This window comes from Streptomyces desertarenae, assembly GCF_042681365.1.
Lineage (GTDB): Bacteria > Actinomycetota > Actinomycetes > Streptomycetales > Streptomycetaceae > Streptomyces > Streptomyces desertarenae.
Window position 1 is genome coordinate 29,989 of the sequence record NZ_JBHUFU010000018.1, and the last position, 18,282, is coordinate 48,270.

At 72.7% G+C, this 18,282-nt stretch carries 14 protein-coding genes, 1 tRNA gene and 1 pseudogene; 11 read left to right on the forward strand and 5 right to left on the reverse strand.

Going from position 1 to position 18,282, the window contains the following annotated elements:
• Positions 1-190 precede the first annotated feature (190 nt).
• Positions 191-772 (forward strand): annotated as a pseudogene (locus ACFSJS_RS23900) (tyrosine-type recombinase/integrase); the annotation flags it as partial.
• Positions 773-823: 51 nt separating this feature from the next.
• On the opposite strand, the gene ACFSJS_RS23905 reads toward ACFSJS_RS23900, so the two are convergent.
• Positions 824-897 (reverse strand) — tRNA-Gly (locus tag ACFSJS_RS23905).
• A gap of 256 nt (positions 898-1,153) precedes the next feature.
• Here ACFSJS_RS23905 and ACFSJS_RS23910 point away from each other — a divergent pair.
• From ACFSJS_RS23910 to ACFSJS_RS23920, 3 genes are all read left to right on the forward strand, one after another.
• Positions 1,154-1,339 (forward strand): hypothetical protein, encoded by a 186-nt coding sequence (locus ACFSJS_RS23910; protein WP_380903800.1) that lies wholly within the window; start codon positions 1,154-1,156, stop codon positions 1,337-1,339.
• A 107-nt stretch (positions 1,340-1,446) separates the two neighbouring features.
• Positions 1,447-2,022, forward strand: a complete 576-nt coding sequence (gene dcd, locus ACFSJS_RS23915; protein ID WP_380903802.1) for a dCTP deaminase — start codon at positions 1,447-1,449, stop codon at positions 2,020-2,022.
• Between the two features lie 18 nt (positions 2,023-2,040).
• Positions 2,041-2,547 carry a phosphoribosyltransferase gene (locus ACFSJS_RS23920; protein ID WP_380903804.1) on the forward strand — a complete coding sequence of 169 codons (507 nt, stop codon included), beginning with the start codon at positions 2,041-2,043 and terminating at the stop codon, positions 2,545-2,547.
• 111 nt (positions 2,548-2,658) lie between these two features.
• Here ACFSJS_RS23920 and ACFSJS_RS23925 read toward each other — a convergent pair whose 3' ends face one another.
• From ACFSJS_RS23925 to ACFSJS_RS23935, 3 genes are all read right to left on the reverse strand, one after another.
• A complete protein-coding gene (locus ACFSJS_RS23925) occupies positions 2,659-3,687 on the reverse strand; it encodes a Yip1 family protein (RefSeq protein ID WP_380903806.1) in 1,029 nt (342 codons plus the stop codon).
• A gap of 166 nt (positions 3,688-3,853) precedes the next feature.
• Positions 3,854-5,329, reverse strand: coding sequence for a VCBS repeat-containing protein (locus ACFSJS_RS23930; protein ID WP_380903808.1), 1,476 nt, complete (start codon positions 5,327-5,329; stop codon positions 3,854-3,856).
• A 280-nt stretch (positions 5,330-5,609) separates the two neighbouring features.
• Positions 5,610-7,874 carry a heterodisulfide reductase-related iron-sulfur binding cluster gene (locus ACFSJS_RS23935; protein ID WP_380903810.1) on the reverse strand — a complete coding sequence of 755 codons (2,265 nt, stop codon included), beginning with the start codon at positions 7,872-7,874 and terminating at the stop codon, positions 5,610-5,612.
• A gap of 322 nt (positions 7,875-8,196) precedes the next feature.
• Between ACFSJS_RS23935 and ACFSJS_RS23940 the strand changes: the two genes are divergently transcribed.
• From ACFSJS_RS23940 to ACFSJS_RS23965, 6 genes are all read left to right on the forward strand, one after another.
• Entirely contained in the window at positions 8,197-9,483 is a 1,287-nt protein-coding gene (locus ACFSJS_RS23940; RefSeq protein ID WP_380903812.1) for a PP2C family protein-serine/threonine phosphatase, read from the forward strand.
• 114 nt (positions 9,484-9,597) lie between these two features.
• A complete protein-coding gene (dnaK, locus tag ACFSJS_RS23945; protein ID WP_380903814.1) occupies positions 9,598-11,451 on the forward strand; it encodes a molecular chaperone DnaK in 1,854 nt (617 codons plus the stop codon).
• Positions 11,448-12,137 (forward strand): nucleotide exchange factor GrpE, encoded by a 690-nt coding sequence (gene grpE / locus ACFSJS_RS23950; RefSeq protein ID WP_380903816.1) that lies wholly within the window; start codon positions 11,448-11,450, stop codon positions 12,135-12,137. The genes dnaK and grpE overlap by 4 nt, the downstream gene beginning before the upstream one ends.
• A 33-nt stretch (positions 12,138-12,170) precedes the next feature.
• Positions 12,171-13,346 (forward strand): molecular chaperone DnaJ, encoded by a 1,176-nt coding sequence (gene dnaJ / locus ACFSJS_RS23955; protein WP_380903818.1) that lies wholly within the window; start codon positions 12,171-12,173, stop codon positions 13,344-13,346.
• A 5-nt stretch (positions 13,347-13,351) separates the two neighbouring features.
• Positions 13,352-13,828 (forward strand): heat shock protein transcriptional repressor HspR, encoded by a 477-nt coding sequence (locus tag ACFSJS_RS23960; RefSeq protein ID WP_380903918.1) that lies wholly within the window; start codon positions 13,352-13,354, stop codon positions 13,826-13,828.
• 242 nt (positions 13,829-14,070) lie between these two features.
• Positions 14,071-14,922, forward strand: a complete 852-nt coding sequence (locus ACFSJS_RS23965; RefSeq protein ID WP_380903820.1) for a trypsin-like serine peptidase — start codon at positions 14,071-14,073, stop codon at positions 14,920-14,922.
• 111 nt (positions 14,923-15,033) lie between these two features.
• On the opposite strand, the gene ACFSJS_RS23970 is transcribed toward ACFSJS_RS23965, so the two are convergent.
• Positions 15,034-15,474, reverse strand: coding sequence for a pyridoxamine 5'-phosphate oxidase family protein (locus ACFSJS_RS23970; RefSeq protein ID WP_380903920.1), 441 nt, complete (start codon positions 15,472-15,474; stop codon positions 15,034-15,036).
• Positions 15,475-15,663: 189 nt separating this feature from the next.
• Between ACFSJS_RS23970 and clpB the strand changes: the two genes are divergently transcribed.
• Positions 15,664-18,267, forward strand: a complete 2,604-nt coding sequence (gene clpB, locus ACFSJS_RS23975; RefSeq protein WP_380903822.1) for an ATP-dependent chaperone ClpB — start codon at positions 15,664-15,666, stop codon at positions 18,265-18,267.
• The last annotated feature ends 15 nt before the right edge of the window (positions 18,268-18,282 follow it).

Consider the following 18,282-nt stretch of genomic DNA (forward strand, 5'->3'; position numbering starts at 1 on the left):
CGCGACCCCGATCGGCCTCACCGGCCTTATGGCGTGGAAGCCGAGGCAGGACCCAGCACGATGGAGCGTGGGAGGGCCATGGTGCGGAGCCACCGGCGTGGGGCGCCTGCCGGTGATCGTGAACGGGTACTTGTTGAACCTGGTCGCCAGTAGGGCCGGAGTGATGTCAGTGACGGTTCAACCGCCGCCTCTGGGTGCGGTCGCCACGCTGCGCCCGGAAGAACTGGCGGCACTGCGGCGCAACGACGTGGACCTGGAGGCGGGGACCCTGCGCATCCGCCAGGCCGCACCCGAGCTGACCAGTGGCCGGCGGGCGACCGGCGATCCCAAGTCGGCGGCGGGTAAGCGCACGCTGATCCTGCCCGGCTTCCTGCACAAGGACCTGCGGCGGCACATCGAGTGGTTCGCGCAGAAGGAGCCGGACGGCTTGCTGTTCGTCGGCCCGCAGGGCGGGTTGTTCCGCCGCTCCACGTTCGGCCGCACGTGGTGCAGGGCGCGCACGGCGGTCGGGATGCCGGAGGGCTTCCGGTTCCACGACCTGCGGCACACGGGCAACCAGCTCGCGGCGGAGACGGGAGCCACCCTGAAGGACCTCATGGTGCGGATGGGGCAGTCGTCCGTACGGGCGGCACTGATCTACCAGCACTCGTCACTGGAACGGCAGCGTGAGATCGCGCATGGACTGGACGACCGCGTCCGGCGCGAGCTGAAGGCCGGCGGAGACGGGCCGGAGGAGGGGCCGAGTGGTGCGGAGGTGGTGCGCGGTGCATAGACCGGTCTAGACAACAAGGAAGCCCCGGGCCGCTGGCCTGGGGCTTTCCGCTGGAGCGGGCGACGGGAATCGAACCCGCGCTCTGAGCTTGGGAAGCTCATGTTCTACCATTAAACTACGCCCGCGAGGAGCGAACGATCACGCCGCTCATCGACGCACACTGTACCCCATCACCGGCCCCCGGCGCACAGCCGCGGGGTCTTTTCGTCGTTCCCGCACGCGCGTCCGATCCGGCGTCCGGCACCTGCATGACGGGCGTGTCATCGGGAAGCGGGGGAGGGGAGTTGGGGCGTACGGTGGGACCGGAGCGCCGGGAGGCGACCGGACCGGATCATCCCCTAATGTGGCTTTTGTCGTTCACGTACTGGGGAGAGGCAGGCGATGGAGTCCACCGTCGTTCAGTGTGCCGAAGGGCATGTGTTCAGCACCTCGACGTTCCCGATGCAGAACCTCGGCGCCACCCGGATCGGCCCCGGCCGGCTGCTGCGGTGCCCGCGGTGCGCGCGGCTGCGGCACGCCGTCCCGGTGGCCCGGAGGGGCGCGGGCGCGCCGGCCGTGAGGAGCTGAGCGGAACGGAGGCGGCTGTCCGCGCCGGACGGTGCGGCAGCCGGGGCGGGAGCGGGCACGCGGGCCCGGTGCGCAGGCGCCGGGCCCGCGGTCTGTACCCTCGGTGCGTGCTTCTCTCAGACAAGGACATCCGCGCCGAGGTCGACGCCGGGCGAGTGAGGATCGATCCGTACGACCCGGCGATGGTGCAGCCGTCCAGCATCGACGTGCGACTGGACCGCTTCTTCCGGGTCTTCGAGAACCACCGCTACCCCCACATCGACCCCGCGACCGAGCAGCCGGACCTGACCCGGCTGGTCGAGCCCGAGGGGGACGAGCCGTTCATCCTGCATCCGGGCGAGTTCGTGCTGGCCTCGACGTACGAGGTCGTCACGCTCCCCGACGACATCGCCTCCCGCCTGGAGGGCAAGAGCTCGCTGGGACGGCTGGGCCTGCTGACGCACTCCACGGCCGGGTTCATCGACCCCGGCTTCTCCGGGCACGTGACGCTGGAGCTGTCGAACGTGGCGACGCTGCCCATCAAGCTCTGGCCCGGGATGAAGATCGGTCAGCTGTGCATGTTCCGGCTGACCTCCCCCGCCGAGCACCCGTACGGCTCCGCCCGCTACGGCTCCCGGTACCAGGGGCAGCGCGGGCCGACGCCCTCGCGCTCCTACCTGAACTTCCACCGCACGCAGGTCTGAGCGAGGAGAGGGACGCACATGGGTGCCACGGGCGAAGAGCGGGAGAACCTGACCTACGAGCTGTTCGGGCAGGCCATCCGGGAGCTGGCGCAGGCCGTCGCGGACGACGGGTACGAACCGGACATGATCCTGTCCATCGCACGCGGCGGGCTGTTCGTCGCGGGCGGGCTCGGCTACGCCCTCGACGTGAAGAACCTGCACGTGATGAACGTGGAGTTCTACACCGGCGTGGGCGAGACGCTCGACATGCCCGTGATGCTCCCGCCGGTGCCGAACGTCGTGGACCTGAGCGAGAAGAGGGTCCTGGTCGCCGACGACGTCGCCGACACCGGCAAGACGCTGAAGCTGGTGCACGACTTCTGCTCCGAGCACGTGGCCGAGGTGCGGTCCGCGGTGGTCTACGAGAAGCCGCAGTCGCTGGTGAAGTGCGAGTACGTGTGGAAGTACACGGACCGCTGGATCAACTTCCCGTGGTCCGTGGAGCCGCCGGTGGTGCGCAGGGACGGCCAGGTCCTCGACGCCTGAGGGCGGCCGTCGGACGGTGCGTGCACGCGGGAGCCCCGCGGTCCGGTCGTCCCGGACCGCGGGGCTCCCGCGTGTGCGGGGTGCGGGGCGGGGCCCCGGCCCCCCGGCGGTCTACAGCGTGCCGAGCTTGAACAGCGCCAGCAGCGCCACCAGTTGGACGGCGGAGGCGCCCAGCGCCTTGGGCCAGGGCAGCTCGTGGGAGCGGCGGACCATCATCGTCAGCAGCGCCCCCGCCGCGAGCCAGGTGATCCAGCCCACGACCTGCACCGCCGAGGCGCCGCCGCCCAGGAACATCGCCAGCAGCAGCCGCGGGGCGTCCGTGATCGACATGATCAGCATCGACAGGCCGGTCGTCGGGGCCCACAGGCCGTTGCCGCCGAACTGGCGGGCCAGGGTGTGGGTGACCACGCCCATCAGCAGGGCGGACACCACCACGGCCAAGCCGGTGACCAGCACGTACGGGATGGCGTTGGAGAGGGTGGAGTTGATCGCGTCCTCGCGGGCCTCGCCGAAGCCGAAGACGGCGAGCAGGCCGTAGACGAAGGTGACGATCAGCGCGGGGCCCCACACCGAGTGGTCGCGCATCTGCCAGAAGGTGGCGTCGGGCCGCAGCACGATCCCGCTCAGCAGCTGCTTCCAGTGCAGCCGCGGTCCCGCGGGGGCCGGCTGCCCGGCGCCGTAGGTGCTGCCGTCGCCGTAGCCGTCCCCGCCCGGACGGGAGGGGGCCGGAGCGCCGTGGTCGGGGGCCTCGCCGAGGCTGAAGACCTGGGTGTGCCCGGGGTTGTCGGCGTACGGGTCGCGCCCGGCGGGGTGCCCGTGCCCCGGGTACCCGCGGCCGCCGTGGCCGGGATCGCCGAAGTACTCCGGCTCGCCGTGCCCGTCGCCGCCCTGGCGCCACGGGGGCTGCCCGGGGCGTGTCGGGCCTCCGCCGGGGCCGGGCTGCCCGGAGGGCCCGTACGGCGGCTGCCCGTACGGACCGGGCGCCTGCTGCGGGGGGTACTGCCCATGCTGCTGTGCGTTCCGGGGGTCCCGGCCGCGTCCCATCCTGAATCCAGCCACGTCCTCGAACGTACCGCGTCCGGCGGGGTGCGGTGCCGCGGGCCGGGGCGCGGAGGGGGCTTTGCCGCCGAGATGTGACATCTCCTAGGGGGACCCGGTGGTGCCTGCCCCCGGCCGGGAGTGGGGACAACCGGAAGGGGGTGGTGCGGAGGGCTGTACGGCGGGGCGGGGCCTGCTCCGCCGGAACGGGCGCGGGGCCCGGCCGGACCGGCCGGGCCCCGCGCCCGTTCCGCGTGCGCCGTGCGGGTCAGCCCTCGAAGTTGATGCCGAAGCGCGGGGTGCCCGCCCTGGAGATCCCGACGGTTCCGGCGGACAGGAAGTGCCCGCCGGCGAAGCCGGTCCCCGTCCCGTCGGAGCGGAGGGCGGTGACCGCGCCGTCCTGCTGGTCCTCACCGGCCGAGCCGACGGTCAGGTCGGCGTTGCCGTCGCCGTTCAGGTCCGCGAGGTGGAGGTCGGAGCCGAACCAGTCGCCGGACTCGTTGGCCCCGGGGACGCCGGGGGAGTTCTGCTCGACGAACCGGGAGCCGGAGCCGGTGATGCCGGAGCCGTCCGCCGCGCCGTACAGCACGACGACCGCACCGGCGGACTCGGCCGATCCCAGGGTCTCGCCGGGGGCGCCGACGGCGAGGTCGAGGTGGCCGTCCCCGTTGACGTCGCCCAGGTCCAGTTCGGAGCCGAAGCCGTCGCCCCACTCCGAGCCGCCGGGGACGCCGGGGGAGTCCTGGGTGAAGGCCTCCCGGTCGCCGGTGGGGCCGGAGGCGGAGCCGTGGATGACGTTGACCAGGCCGCCGTTGCGGCTGCCGGGGACGCCGCTGTCCGGGTCGAAGGCCAGACCGATGACGATGTCGCCGTAGCCGTCGCCGTCGAGGTCGCCGATGTCGGTGATGAGGCCGGCGGGGAGCTTGTGCTGGCCGCCTGCGGTCAGGCCGGAGGCGGAGCCGGGCACGTAGTAGTTGGCGTTCCAGTGGTACTCGCCGTCACTGGTCTCGCTCTCGTAGCCGTCCACGACGAGGTCGGCGATGTCGTCGCCGTTGACGTCGCCGGCGTGGAGGTTCTTCGGGCCGGCGCCCTCACCGCCGAGGATGGCGGGGCGGACGCCGTAGACGCCGCCGGTCTGGCCCTCGGTCCGGCCGAAGCCGCCGCGGTGGACGCGGATGAGCGAGGAGTTGGTGCCGATCGCCAGGTCGGGCCGGTCGTCGCCGTCGAAGTCGCCGGCCTCCAGCACGGCGCCGAAGCGGTCGTGGGAGTAGGGGGCGGGGTCGGTGACGGTGGTGGCCCAGGTCAGGCCGGAGGGGGAACCCCAGATGATCTGCACCATGCCGCCGTCGACGTCGTCGCCCATCTTCTCGGACGGGGTGCCGGTGGCGAGGTCGGTGTAGCCGTCGCCGTCGAAGTCGGCTCCGGCGAGGTCGAGGCCGAACTGGTCGCCGGCCTCGGCGACGCCGGGGATGCCGGAGCTGTTCTGGCTGATGACGGCCCGCTTGGAGGTGGTGGTGATGCCCTGGGCGGAGCCGTACAGGACGACGATCTGGCCCGCGGCCTCCCGGCCGTCCACGGAGGCGCCGGGCACCGAGACGGCGAGGTCGCGGTAGCCGTCGCCGTTGAAGTCGGAGACCGGCCGGTCCCCCTCGGCGGCGGCCGGGGCGGCGGTGGCGGCCAGCAGGCCGCCGGCCAGGGCGGCGACGGTGGCGGCGGCCAGGGATGTGCGGAAGCGCTGGGGCACGCGGAAAACCCTTCTGTTGCACCGGGGGGGGGCGCCCGCTGGCGCCCGCGGGAGGGACGTCGGCCACGCGCTTCACCTGGAGTTGGCCGTGGATTCACGCTGTGGTGGCGTACAGGAGACCGGCGGGGCGGCGCGGGGGTTGTACGGCCCGGAGAAGCCTCCTGATCTTTCCCCTATGCCCGGTGCGTGCGGCCGGGGGCGGGCGGCGGGGCCGCACACGGCGACGGCCGGCCCCGCCTCCGGGGCCGGCCGTCGCCGGTGTGCGGGGAGCCGTCCGCGGCTACCGGGCGGGCTCGGGCTCGGGGGCGGACTCCGCGCCGGCGGTGCCCTCCGGCTCGGCGGGGGTCCTGACCGACTCCAGCAGGAGCTGGGCCACGTCCACCACCTGGATGTTCTCCTTGGCCGTGCCCTCGTTCTTCTTGCCGTTGACCGAGTCGGTCAGCATCACCAGGCAGAACGGGCAGGCGGTGGAGACGATGTCCGGGTTGAGGGAGAGGGCCTCGTCCACGCGCTCGGTGTTGATGCGCTTGCCGATGCGCTCCTCCATCCACATCCGCGCGCCGCCGGCGCCGCAGCAGAAGCCCCGCTCCTTGTGGCGGTGCATCTCCTCGTTGCGCAGGCCCGGCACGCGGCCGATGATCTCGCGCGGCGGGGTGTAGACCTTGTTGTGGCGGCCCAGGTAGCACGGGTCGTGGTAGGTGATCAGGCCCTCGACCGGCGTGACCGGCACCAGCTTCCCCTCGTCGACGAGGTGCTGGAGCAGCTGGGTGTGGTGGACGACCTCGTAGTGCCCGCCGAGCTGCGGGTACTCGTTGGCGATCGTGTTGAAGCAGTGCGGGCAGGTCGCGACGATCTTCTTCTTGGACCGCTCGACGGTGACGCCCTCGTCCTCGTCCTCGCCGAAGGCCATGTTCAGCATGGCCACGTTCTCCTGGCCGAGCTGCTGGAAGAGGAACTCGTTGCCCAGCCGGCGGGCGGAGTCACCGGTGCACTTCTCGTCGCCGCCCATGATCGCGAACTTCACGCCCGCGATGTGCAGCAGCTCGGCGAAGGCCTTGGTGGTCTTCTTGGCGCGGTCCTCCAGGGCGCCGGCGCAGCCGACCCAGTACAGGTAGTCGACCTCGGACAGGTCCTCGATGTCCCTGCCGACGACCGGCACCTCGAAGTCGACCTCCTTGGTCCACTCCAGGCGCTGCTTCTTGGCCAGGCCCCAGGGGTTGCCCTTCTTCTCCAGGTTCTTCAGCATCGTGCCCGCCTCGGACGGGAACGAGGACTCGATCATCACCTGGTAGCGGCGCATGTCGACGATGTGGTCGACGTGCTCGATGTCGACGGGGCACTGCTCGACGCAGGCGCCGCAGGTGGTGCAGGACCACAGCACGTCCGGGTCGATGACGCCGTTCTCCTCCAGCGTGCCGACCAGCGGGCGCTCGGCCTCCGCCAGGGCGGCGGCGGGGACGTCCCTCAGCTGCTCCTCGCCGGCCTTCTCCTCGCCCTCCGCGGTCTTGCCGCCGCCGGCGAGCAGGTAGGGGGCCTTGGCGTGCGCGTGGTCGCGCAGCGACATGATCAGCAGCTTCGGGGAGAGCGGCTTGCCGGTGTTCCAGGCGGGGCACTGCGACTGGCAGCGGCCGCACTCGGTGCAGGTGGAGAAGTCGAGGATGCCCTTCCAGGAGAACTGCTCGACCTGGGAGACGCCGAAGACGTCGTCCTCGCCCGGGTCCTCGAAGTCGATCGGCTTGCCGCCCGACGTCATCGGCTGGAGGGGGCCGAGCGCCACCTCGCCGTCGGCCCGGCGCTTGAACCAGATGTTGGGGAACGCCAGGAAGCGGTGCCAGGCGATGCCCATGGCGGTGTTGAGCGACACCGTGATCATCCAGATCATCGAGGTGCCGATCTTGACCATCGCGGTGAGGTAGACCAGGTTCTGCAGGGTGCCGGCGTCCAGCCCGTCGAAGGCCGCGACCAGGGGGTAGGAGACGAAGTACGCCGCCTCGTAGCCGTCGACGTGGTGGATCGCGCCCTCCAGGCCGCGCAGCACCAGGATCGCCAGGCCGATGGTGAGGATGACGTACTCGACGAAGTAGGCCTGCCAGGCGGTCGAGCCGGCGAAGCGGGACTTGCGGCCGGGGCGGGTGGGCAGGTTGAGCAGCCGGATCGCCATCAGCACGAGGATGCCGAGGACCGTGGCCAGGCCGATGAACTCGATGTACATCTCGAACGGCAGGAAGCCGCCGAGGACCGGGAGGGTCCAGTCGGCTCGGAAGAGCTGCCCGTAGGCCTGGGCCAGCGTCGGCGGGAGGGTCAGGAAGCCGATCGCGACGAACCAGTGCGCGAAGCCGACGATCCCCCACCGGTTCATCCGGGTGTGGCCGAGGAACTCCTTGACCAGGGTGATCGTCCGCTGCTTCGGGTCGTCGGTGCGGCTGCCCGCCGGCACCGGCTGGCCGAGCCTCACGAACCGGTAGATCTGCGCGACGGCGCGGGCCAAGAGCGCAACGCCGACCGCGGTGAGTACCAGCGAGACGACGATCGCGGCGAGTTGCATGACGGCTCCTCGAACCTGCGGGGGCGGTGCCTGCTGCTGCAAGCTTACTAAGCGGTAACTTATCCGATCTGTACGAGACTACCCACTGACAGCGGCCGTCTGTAGCCACTCACACGGTGATCTGCGTCGCTGAGGCGACCCTTGCCGGGCGGGCCGTCCCCGGGCCTTCCCCGGGCGTCCGGAGCGGGGCCGCGGGGGCCCGGGGCGGACGCGGGGGAGGCGGGGGAGTCCATCCTATAGACCCTCGCATCTGCTTAATTGCTGAGAAATGCTGTAAAAAGGGATGAGTTCGGTTCTCGCGGCAGGGAGAGGAAGTCCCCCCATGCGCCCTCTGCGCGCAGGGCCCGCCCGCGCCGCCCCGGCCTCCTGGGAGCGGCTGTGGGGGCGGCTGTGGGGGTGGAGGTGGATCTGGCTGCTCCTGCCCTGGCTGCTCGTCGTGGCGGTGGCCGCCGTCCAGCTCGCCGACGGGCTCGGCGGGCACGTGGTCCGCGCCGGTCCGCTGCTCTCCCCGGTGCCCGCCCTCGCCGCCATCCGTGGGCGCTCCCGCGACGTGCTGGCCGTCACCGCCGCCGCCCTGGCCGTGGGCGCCCTGACCCTGCCCGGCCCGGGCCGGGGGAGCGACGACGGCAACGCCCCGACCGTCCTGGTCTCACTGGCCGTGGTGGGCCTCGCCGCGCTGGTGGCGAGCACGGCCCGGCAGCGGCGCGAGGGGCAGCTGGTGCGGATCAGGCAGGTGGCCGAGGCCGCCCAGCTGGCCCTGCTCTCCCCGGTGCCGCCGCGCGCGCACGGGCTGCGGCTGGCGGCCGGCTACAGCGCCGCCGAGACCGACACGCTGATCGGCGGTGACCTGTACGAGGTCGTGGCCGGCCGCGACCGCACCCGGCTGATCGTCGGCGACGTGCGGGGCAAGGGCCTGCCCGCCATCCGCACGGCCGCCGTGGTGCTGGGCGCCTTCCGGGAGGCGGCCCACTACGAGGAGGCGCTGACGACGGTGGCGGGCCGCTGCTCGCGCGCGGTGGCCCGGTGCGCGGAGGACATGGGGGGCGAGGAGGGGGAGGAGCTGTTCGTCACCGCCGTGCTGATGGAGATCGACGCCACCGGGATGCGCGTCGTGGACCTGGGGCATCCCCCGCCCCTGCTGCTCACCCCCGCCGGCTGCCTGCCGCTGGAGGTGGAGCCGCTGCCGCCGCTGGGCCTGGTGCACCGCTTCACCGAGGACCGGGCCGACGGCTGGGGCCAGACCTCCCACCCCCGGTGCGGCCCCGGCGACCGGCTGGTGCTCTACACCGACGGGATCGACGAGGCGCGCGACGAGGACGGCCGCTTCTTCCCGCTGGCCCCCACCCTCTCCGAGCTGGGCGGAGCGCCGGTGGACCGGTTGCCGCAGCTGCTGCTGGAGGCCGTGGACCGGCACACCGGGCGGGGGCTGCGCGACGACGCGGCCGTCCTCGTCGTCGAGTTCGAGCCCGTCCGGGGGAGCGGTGGGGCGGCCGCGGCCGCCCGGGACCGCGGGAGCCGCGGGAGGCTGCCGGACCGCACCGGTGAGGCCCAGCGGCCCGGCGGCCGGGGGGAGTTGACCGGGAGGCCGGGGGCGGGCGTCCGCCCATGAGCCGTTGTGCGGGAGGAGACTTGAGCCAGGGCGACTCACCTCTCTTGACGCTGGCCCTGCTCCTGCGGCACTCTTGAGCCGGATCTACTCAAGGCATGGCTGGAGGAACCCGAAATGGCACGTGCGGTCGGCATCGACCTGGGTACGACGAACTCCGTCGTCAGTGTTCTCGAAGGCGGTGAGCCCACCGTCATCACCAACGCCGAGGGCGCCAGGACCACGCCGTCCGTTGTGGCCTTCGCGAAGAACGGCGAGGTGCTGGTCGGCGAGGTGGCCAAGCGCCAGGCCGTCACCAACGTGGACAGGACGATCCGGTCGGTCAAGCGCCACATGGGCACCGACTGGAAGATCAACCTGGACGGCAAGGACTTCAACCCCCAGCAGATCAGCGCCTTCGTGCTGCAGAAGCTCAAGCGCGACGCCGAGGCCTACCTGGGCGAGAAGGTCACCGACGCCGTGATCACCGTCCCGGCGTACTTCAACGACCACGAGCGCCAGGCCACCAAGGAGGCCGGCGAGATCGCGGGCCTCAACGTCCTGCGCATCGTGAACGAGCCCACCGCCGCCGCCCTGGCCTACGGCCTGGAGAAGGAGGACCAGACCATCCTGGTCTTCGACCTCGGCGGCGGTACGTTCGACGTCTCGCTGCTGGAGATCGGCGACGGCGTCGTCGAGGTGAAGGCCACCAACGGCGACAACCACCTCGGCGGCGACGACTGGGACCAGCGGATCGTCGACTACCTGGTCAAGCAGTTCCAGAACGCCCACGGCGTGGACCTGTCCAAGGACAAGATGGCCCTCCAGCGCCTGCGCGAGGCGGCGGAGAAGGCGAAGATCGAGCTCTCCAGCTCGACCGAGACCACCATCAACCTGCCCTACATCACGGCGTCGGCCGAGGGCCCGCTGCACATGGACGAGAAGCTCACCCGGGCCCAGTTCCAGCAGCTGACCCAGGACCTGCTGGAGCGCTGCAAGATCCCGTTCAACAACGTGATCAAGGACGCCGGCATCCAGCTCTCCGAGATCGACCACGTGGTCCTCGTGGGCGGCTCCACCCGCATGCCCGCCGTCGCCGAGCTCGTCAAGGAGCTGACCGGCGGCAAGGAGGCCAACAAGGGCGTCAACCCGGACGAGGTCGTCGCCATCGGCGCCTCCCTCCAGGCCGGCGTGCTCAAGGGCGAGGTCAAGGACGTCCTGCTGCTGGACGTCACCCCGCTGTCCCTCGGCATCGAGACCAAGGGCGGCATCATGACCAAGCTGATCGAGCGCAACACCACGATCCCGACCAAGCGCTCGGAGATCTTCACCACCGCCGAGGACAACCAGCCGTCGGTGCAGATCCAGGTCTACCAGGGCGAGCGCGAGATCGCCGCGTACAACAAGAAGCTCGGCATGTTCGAGCTGACCGGCCTGCCCCCGGCGCCGCGCGGCGTCCCGCAGATCGAGGTCACCTTCGACATCGACGCCAACGGCATCATGCACGTCTCCGCCAAGGACCTCGGTACCGGCAAGGAGCAGCGCATGACCGTCACCGGCGGCTCGGCCCTCCCCAAGGACGACATCGAGCGCATGATGCGCGAGGCCGAGCAGTACGCGGAGGAGGACCACCGCCGCCGCGAGGCCGCCGAGACGCGCAACCAGGCCGAGCAGCTCGTCTACACCACCGAGAAGTTCCTCAAGGACAACGAGGAGAAGGTTCCCGGTGACGTGAAGAGCGAGGTCGAAGCCGCGGTGGCCGACCTGAAGGAGAAGCTCAAGGGAGAGGACACCGCCGCGATCCGCGAGGCGTCGGAGAAGGTCGCCTCCACCAGCCAGAAGCTGGGCCAGGCGCTGTACGCCGACGCCCAGGGCCAGCAGGCCGCGGGCGGTGCCGCCGGCGCCTCCGGCGCCAGGGCCGACGGCGACGACGACGTGGTGGACGCCGAGATCGTCGACGACGACAAGTCGAACAAGGGTGATGCAGCGTGACGGAGGAGACCCCGGGTTTCGAGCAGGAGCCCGACGTCCCCACCGACTCCGCGGAGCACGGCGGGCAGCAGCCCGAGCAGCAGTCCGGTGACGCCGCGCAGACCTCCGGTCCCGCCGACGAGGCGGGCCCGGAGGCCCCGGCCGGGGATGCCGAGCGGACCGCGCTGACCGCGCAGCTCGACCAGGCGCGCACCGCGCTCAACGAGCGCACCCAGGACCTCCAGCGGCTCCAGGCGGAGTTCTCCAACTACCGCCGCCGGGTCGAGAGGGACCGGGTGGCGGTCAAGGAGATCGCGGTGGCCAACGTGCTCACCGAGCTGCTTCCGGTGCTGGACGACATCGGCCGCGCGCGGGACCACGGCGAGCTGGTCGGCGGCTTCAAGTCGGTGGCCGAGTCGCTGGAGACGGTCGTGGCCAAGATGGGCCTGCAGCAGTTCGGCAAGGAGGGCGAGCCCTTCGACCCGACGGTGCACGAGGCCCTGATGCACTCGTACTCGCCCGACGTCACCGAGACGACGTGCGTGCAGATCCTCCAGCCCGGGTATCGCATCGGCGAGCGCACGATCCGCCCCGCGCGGGTCGGGGTCGCCGAGCCGCAGCCCGGCGCCCAGCCCGCCAAGGGCGACGGGGACCAGCAGGCGGAGACGGCAGCTGATGAGGAGAGCGGTGGCCCGGAGCAGGGCTGACGCGAGGGAAGACCGAGAGGAGGGACGCCGGGGATGAGTACGAAGGACTTCGTGGAGAAGGACTACTACAAGATCCTCGGCGTCCCCAAGGACGCCACCGAGGCGGAGATCAAGAAGGCGTACCGGAAGCTCGCCCGCGAGTACCACCCGGACGCCAACAAGGGCGACGCGCGGGCCGAGGAGCGCTTCAAGGAGATCTCCGAGGCCGCCGACGTCCTCGGTGACCCCAAGCGCCGCAAGGAGTACGACGAGGCGCGCGCCCTGTTCGGCGCCGGCGGCTTCCGCCCCGGCCCGGCGGGCGGCCCCGGCGGCTTCAACTTCGACCTGGGCGACCTCTTCGGGGGCGCCCAGGGCGGAGGCGGCGGCGCGGGCGGCTTCGGCGGCGGCCTCGGCGACGTCTTCGGCGGCCTGTTCGGCGGCCGGGGGCCCGGTGCGCGCACCCAGCCGCGCCGCGGCCAGGACATCGAGTCCGAGGTGACGCTCAGCTTCACCGAGGCGGCGGACGGGGCCACGGTCCCGCTGCGGATGTCCAGCTCGGCGGCGTGCAAGGCGTGTTCGGGCACCGGTGACAGGAACGGCACCCCGCGGGTCTGCCCGACCTGCGTGGGCACCGGCCAGGTCAGCCGCGGCGGCGGGGGCGGCTTCTCGCTCACCGACCCGTGCGTGGACTGCAAGGGCCGGGGCCTGATCGCCGAGAACCCGTGCGACGTCTGCAAGGGCAGCGGCCGGGCGACCAGCTCGCGCACGATGCAGGTCCGCATCCCGGCGGGCGTCTCGGACGGCCAGCGGATCCGGTTGCGCGGCAAGGGCGCGCCGGGCGAGCGCGGAGGACCGAACGGAGACCTGTACGTGGTGGTCCACGTCGAGCCCCACCCGGTCTTCGGCCGCAAGGGCGACAACCTGACGGTCACCGTGCCCGTCACCTTCCCGGAGGCGGCGCTCGGCGGCGAGATCAAGGTGCCCACCCTGGGCGGCCCGCCGGTCACCCTCAGGCTGCCGGCCGGCACTCCGAGCGGCCGGACGATGCGCGCCCGCGGCAAGGGCGCGGTGCGCAAGGACGGCACCCGGGGCGACCTGCTGGTCACCATAGAGGTGGCGGTCCCGAAGGGTCTGGACGACAAGGCACGGGATCTGCTGGAGTCCTACCGTGAGGCGACCGCGGGCGAGGACCCGCGGGCGGCGCTGTTCGAGGCCGCGAAGGGAGAATGACCGATATGGACGGCTACGGCCGCGGACGACAGGGCCCGGGACGGGGGCGCGCCAACCCCTACGAGCTGACGGACGACTCGCCGGTCTACGTCATCTCCGTGGCGGCACAGCTCTCGGGGCTCCACCCGCAGACGCTGCGGCAGTACGACCGGCTCGGTCTCGTCTCCCCCGACCGCACCGCCGGGCGCGGCCGGCGCTACTCGGCCCGGGACATCCAGATGCTGCGCCAGGTGCAGCGGCTGTCGCAGGACGAGGGCATCAACCTGGCGGGCATCAAGCGCATCATCGAGCTGGAGAACCAGGTCGCGGCCCTCCAGGCCAAGGTCGCCGAACTCCAGCAGGCGGTCGAGGGCGCGGCGGTGGCCATGCGCCAGCGCGAGGCGCAGGTGCACGCCTCCTACCGCCGCGACCTGGTGCCCTACCAGGACGTGCAGCAGTCCAGCGCGCTGGTGGTCTGGCGGCCGCAGCGCGGCGCCGACTGACCCGCAGGGGCCGGTCCGCGGACGTCTCCCGGGCCCGGGCGGTCCGCCGTCCGGGCCCCGGCGCGCTCCGGCGGTCCGCGCGCGGACACCCGTCCGGGGGCACACGTCCGGGCGTACGCCTCCGGCGCGTGGGCGCCCGGTATGTGCGGACCCGCCGGCCGCCACCCGGACGGAGCCGGTCCGCCACCTGATCGGCGGTGTGCGGATGGCCTGCCCGTGCCGTCGGCGCGCAGCGTGTGGGTATGGGCAACATACGTGCTGTCATAGCCGGACTCGTCACCATCGCGACCTCCGCCGCCCTGCTGGGCGCCGCCCCGCCGGACGCCCCCGCGGCCGGCCCGGCGCACGCCCCCGCGGCCGGGCAGCAGAGCGGCACCGCCCGGGCGGGAGTGCAGGCACCGTGGCCGGGCGGCACGGTGCGGACGGTCGGGAAACTCGTCGGCAGCTACCCGGACGGCCAGCTGCTCGCCTGCTCCGGAGCCGTCGTGGACGCCCCCAACGGGAGCGTCGTCGTCACCGCCGCGCACTGCGTCCACAACCCCGGGGAGCCCCGCTGGGAGCAGGCCTGGTTCGTCCCCGCCTACGACCGCAACGGCACCGCGAACGCCGCCCGGGACGGCTGGCGCGTGACGTCGGTGCACCTGGCTCCCGCCTGGAAGAGCGGCAGGCTGCCCCAGGCCCTGCCGCACGACTACGCCTTCCTGACCGTCGAGCGCCGGGACGGGCGGACGATCCAGGAGACCGTCGGCGCCAACCGCGTCGACTTCGAGCCCGTCGATCCCTCCCGGCGGACGCTGGCCCTGGGCTACCCGGCCGGGGAGCCGTACGACGGCGAGACGCTGGGCCACTGCGCGGGCGTCCCCACCCTGCTGACCGAGCGCGACACCCAGCAGCCGAACGTGGGCGGACTGCTGCTGGAGTCCTGCGACCTGACGCAGGGTTCCAGCGGCGGCCCGTGGCTCCAGGACTACGACGCGCAGGACCAGTCCGGCACGGTGGTGGCCGTGGTCTCCGTCGGCGACGACCGCGGCCGGGTGCTGGGCCGCCCCTTCCCCGCACAGGCGCGGGAGCTGCTGGCGGCGGCGGGCCGCTGACCGCCGACGGTCCCGCCGCGCCCCGCCCCCCGGACCGCCGCCCCGCCCGCTTGTGCGACCGGGCGGGGCGGTGCCGTGCCGCGGGTGCGCCGCCCGCTTCGGGCGGGCCGGTCAGACGCTGCCCAGCGCCCGGTCCACGGCGATCTCGATGACCACCCGCTCCGGATTGGGCGACGGGACGCGCCGGTAGCGCTCGGCGTACCGGGCCTCGGCGTCCGCCACGGCCTCCGGGTCGGTGCGCACGGTCGCGGCGCCCTCCAGGGTGGCCCAGCGCCGGCGGTCCACCTGGCAGACGGCGACCCGGGCGCCGCCGGGGCGGTCCGCGGCGGCCAGCACGTTGGCGACCTTGGTGCTGGAGCGGCGGGTGATGACCCGCGCCACCCCGGCCCGCGGGTCGTACGTCACCCCGACGGGCACGACGTGCGGCGTCCCGTCCGGGCGGAGCGTGGTGAGGGTGCACAGGTGCCGCTCGCGCCAGAAGGCGAGGTAGGCCTCCTCCGGGTGCCGCGGGTCACGCCGGCCGCGCCGCGCGGTGCCGCCGTCCCGCCCCACCGCTTCCGTGCCGCCGCCGGGTGCGCCGCCGTCCCGGGTACCGTCCTGGGGCTTCTCCCGCCCGGTCTGCCGTTCCATGCCCCGGAAACTACCCCCGGGACGCCTCCCGTTCCGTCCTTGAGTGGAATAGACTCAACTTACTGCATGCTGCTTTGTGCAGAATGGGCGACAGAGGAGGAGCGAGCACCCGTGGACGCCGAGCTGACGAACAGGAGCCGGGACGCGATCAGCGCGGCCAACAACCGCGCCCTCACCGGCGGGCACCCCGACATCACCCCGGCCCATCTGATCCTGGCCCTGCTGGAGGCCCAGGACAACGAGAACATCCGGGACCTGCTCGCGGCCGTCGAGGCCGACCAGGCGGCCCTGCGCTCCGGCGCCGAACAGCTGCTGGGGACGCTGCCCAGCGTGCAGGGCTCCACGGTCGCCAGGCCGCAGCCCGACCGCGACCTGATGGCCGTCCTCGCCGACGCCTCGCGGCGCGCCGGGGAGCTGGGCGACGCCTACGTCTCCACCGAGCACCTGCTCGTCGGGCTCGCCGCCAAGGGCGGCCGGGTGAGCGCCCTGCTGGAGCAGCAGGGCGCCACCGCCACCCGGCTGCTGGACGCCTTCGAGCGCAGCCGCGGCGGCCGGCGCGTCACCACCGCCGACCCCGAGGGCACGTACAAGGCGCTGGAGAAGTTCGGCACCGATCTGACGGCCGCCGCCCGCGAGGGCCGGCTCGACCCGGTCATCGGCCGCGACCAGGAGATCCGCCGCGTGGTGCAGGTCCTCTCGCGGCGCACCAAGAACAACCCGGTGCTCATCGGCGAGCCCGGCGTCGGCAAGACCGCCGTCGTGGAGGGCCTGGCGCAGCGCATGGTCAAGGGCGACGTCCCCGAGTCCCTGAAGAACAAGCGCCTGGTCTCCCTGGACCTGGGCGCGATGGTGGCCGGCGCCAAGTACCGCGGCGAGTTCGAGGAGCGCCTCAAGGCCGTCCTGTCGGAGATCAAGGAGAGCGACGGCCGGGTCGTCACCTTCATCGACGAGCTCCACACCGTCGTGGGCGCGGGCGCCGGCGGCGACTCGGCGATGGACGCGGGCAACATGCTCAAGCCGATGCTGGCCCGCGGCGAGCTGCGCATGGTCGGCGCCACCACGCTGGACGAGTACCGCGAGCGGATCGAGAAGGACCCGGCGCTGGAGCGCCGCTTCCAGCAGGTGCTGGTGGCCGAGCCCACCGTCGAGGACACCATCGCGATCCTGCGCGGGCTCAAGGGCCGCTACGAGGCCCACCACAAGGTGCAGATCGCCGACGGCGCGCTGGTGGCCGCCGCCGCCCTCTCCGACCGCTACATCACCTCCCGCTTCCTGCCGGACAAGGCCATCGACCTCGTCGACGAGGCCGCCTCCCGGCTGCGCATGGAGATCGACTCCTCGCCCGTGGAGATCGACGAGCTCCAGCGCGCCGTGGACCGCCTGAAGATGGAGGAGCTGGCGCTGGCCGGCGAGACGGACGCGGCCTCCCGCGAGCGCCTGGAGCGGCTGCGCCGCGAGCTGGCCGACCGCGAGGAGGAGCTGCGGGGCCTGACCGCCCGCTGGGAGAAGGAGAAGCAGGGCCTCAACCGCGTCGGCGAGCTGAAGGAGAAGCTGGACGAGCTGCGCGGCCGGGCCGAGCGCGCCCAGCGCGACGGTGACTTCGAGACCGCCTCCAAGCTGCTGTACGGGGAGATCCCGGCCCTGGAGCGCGAGCTGGAGGAGGCCTCGGCCGCCGAGGAGGAGGCCGGCCGCGACGACCGGGACACCATGGTCAAGGAGGAGGTCGGTTCGGACGACATCGCCGACGTCGTCGCCTCCTGGACGGGCATCCCGGCCGGACGGCTGCTGGAGGGCGAGTCGAGGAAGCTGCTGCGCATGGAGGAGGAGCTGGGCCGGCGGCTGATCGGCCAGGACGAGGCCGTGCGCGCCGTCTCCGACGCCGTGCGCCGCTCCCGCGCCGGCATCGCCGACCCCGACCGGCCCACGGGATCGTTCATGTTCCTGGGCCCGACGGGCGTGGGCAAGACGGAGCTGGCCAAGGCGCTCGCCGACTTCCTCTTCGACGACGAGCGCGCCATGGTCCGCATCGACATGAGCGAGTACGGCGAGAAGCACTCCGTCGCCCGGCTGGTCGGCGCGCCCCCCGGCTACGTCGGCTACGAGGAGGGCGGCCAGCTCACGGAGGCGGTGCGGCGGCGCCCGTACAGCGTGGTGCTGCTGGACGAGGTGGAGAAGGCCCACCACGAGGTCTTCGACATCCTGCTCCAGGTGCTCGACGACGGGCGGCTGACCGACGGGCAGGGCCGGACGGTGGACTTCCGCAACACCATCCTCATCCTGACCTCCAACCTCGGCAGCCAGTTCCTGATGGACCCGCTGGCCAAGGAGGAGGAGAAGCGGGAGAAGGTCATGGCGACCGTCCGCTCCGCCTTCCGCCCGGAGTTCCTCAACCGCCTGGACGACCTGGTGATCTTCTCCGCGCTCAGCGGCGAGGAGCTGCGCCGGATCGCCCGGATCCAGATCGGCGCCCTCTCCCGGCGCCTGGCCGACCGGCGGCTCGCCCTCGACGTCACCGACGGCGCGCTGGACTGGCTGGCGGTGGAGGGCAACGACCCGGCCTACGGCGCCCGGCCGCTGCGCCGCCTGGTGCAGACGGCGATCGGTGACCGGCTCGCCCGGGGGATCCTGGCGGGCGAGGTACGCGACGGCGACACCGTCCGGGTGGACGTCGACCCCGAGAAGGAGGGCCTGGCCGTCGAGCCGGTGCGCGGCTGACCGCGCCGCCGTGCG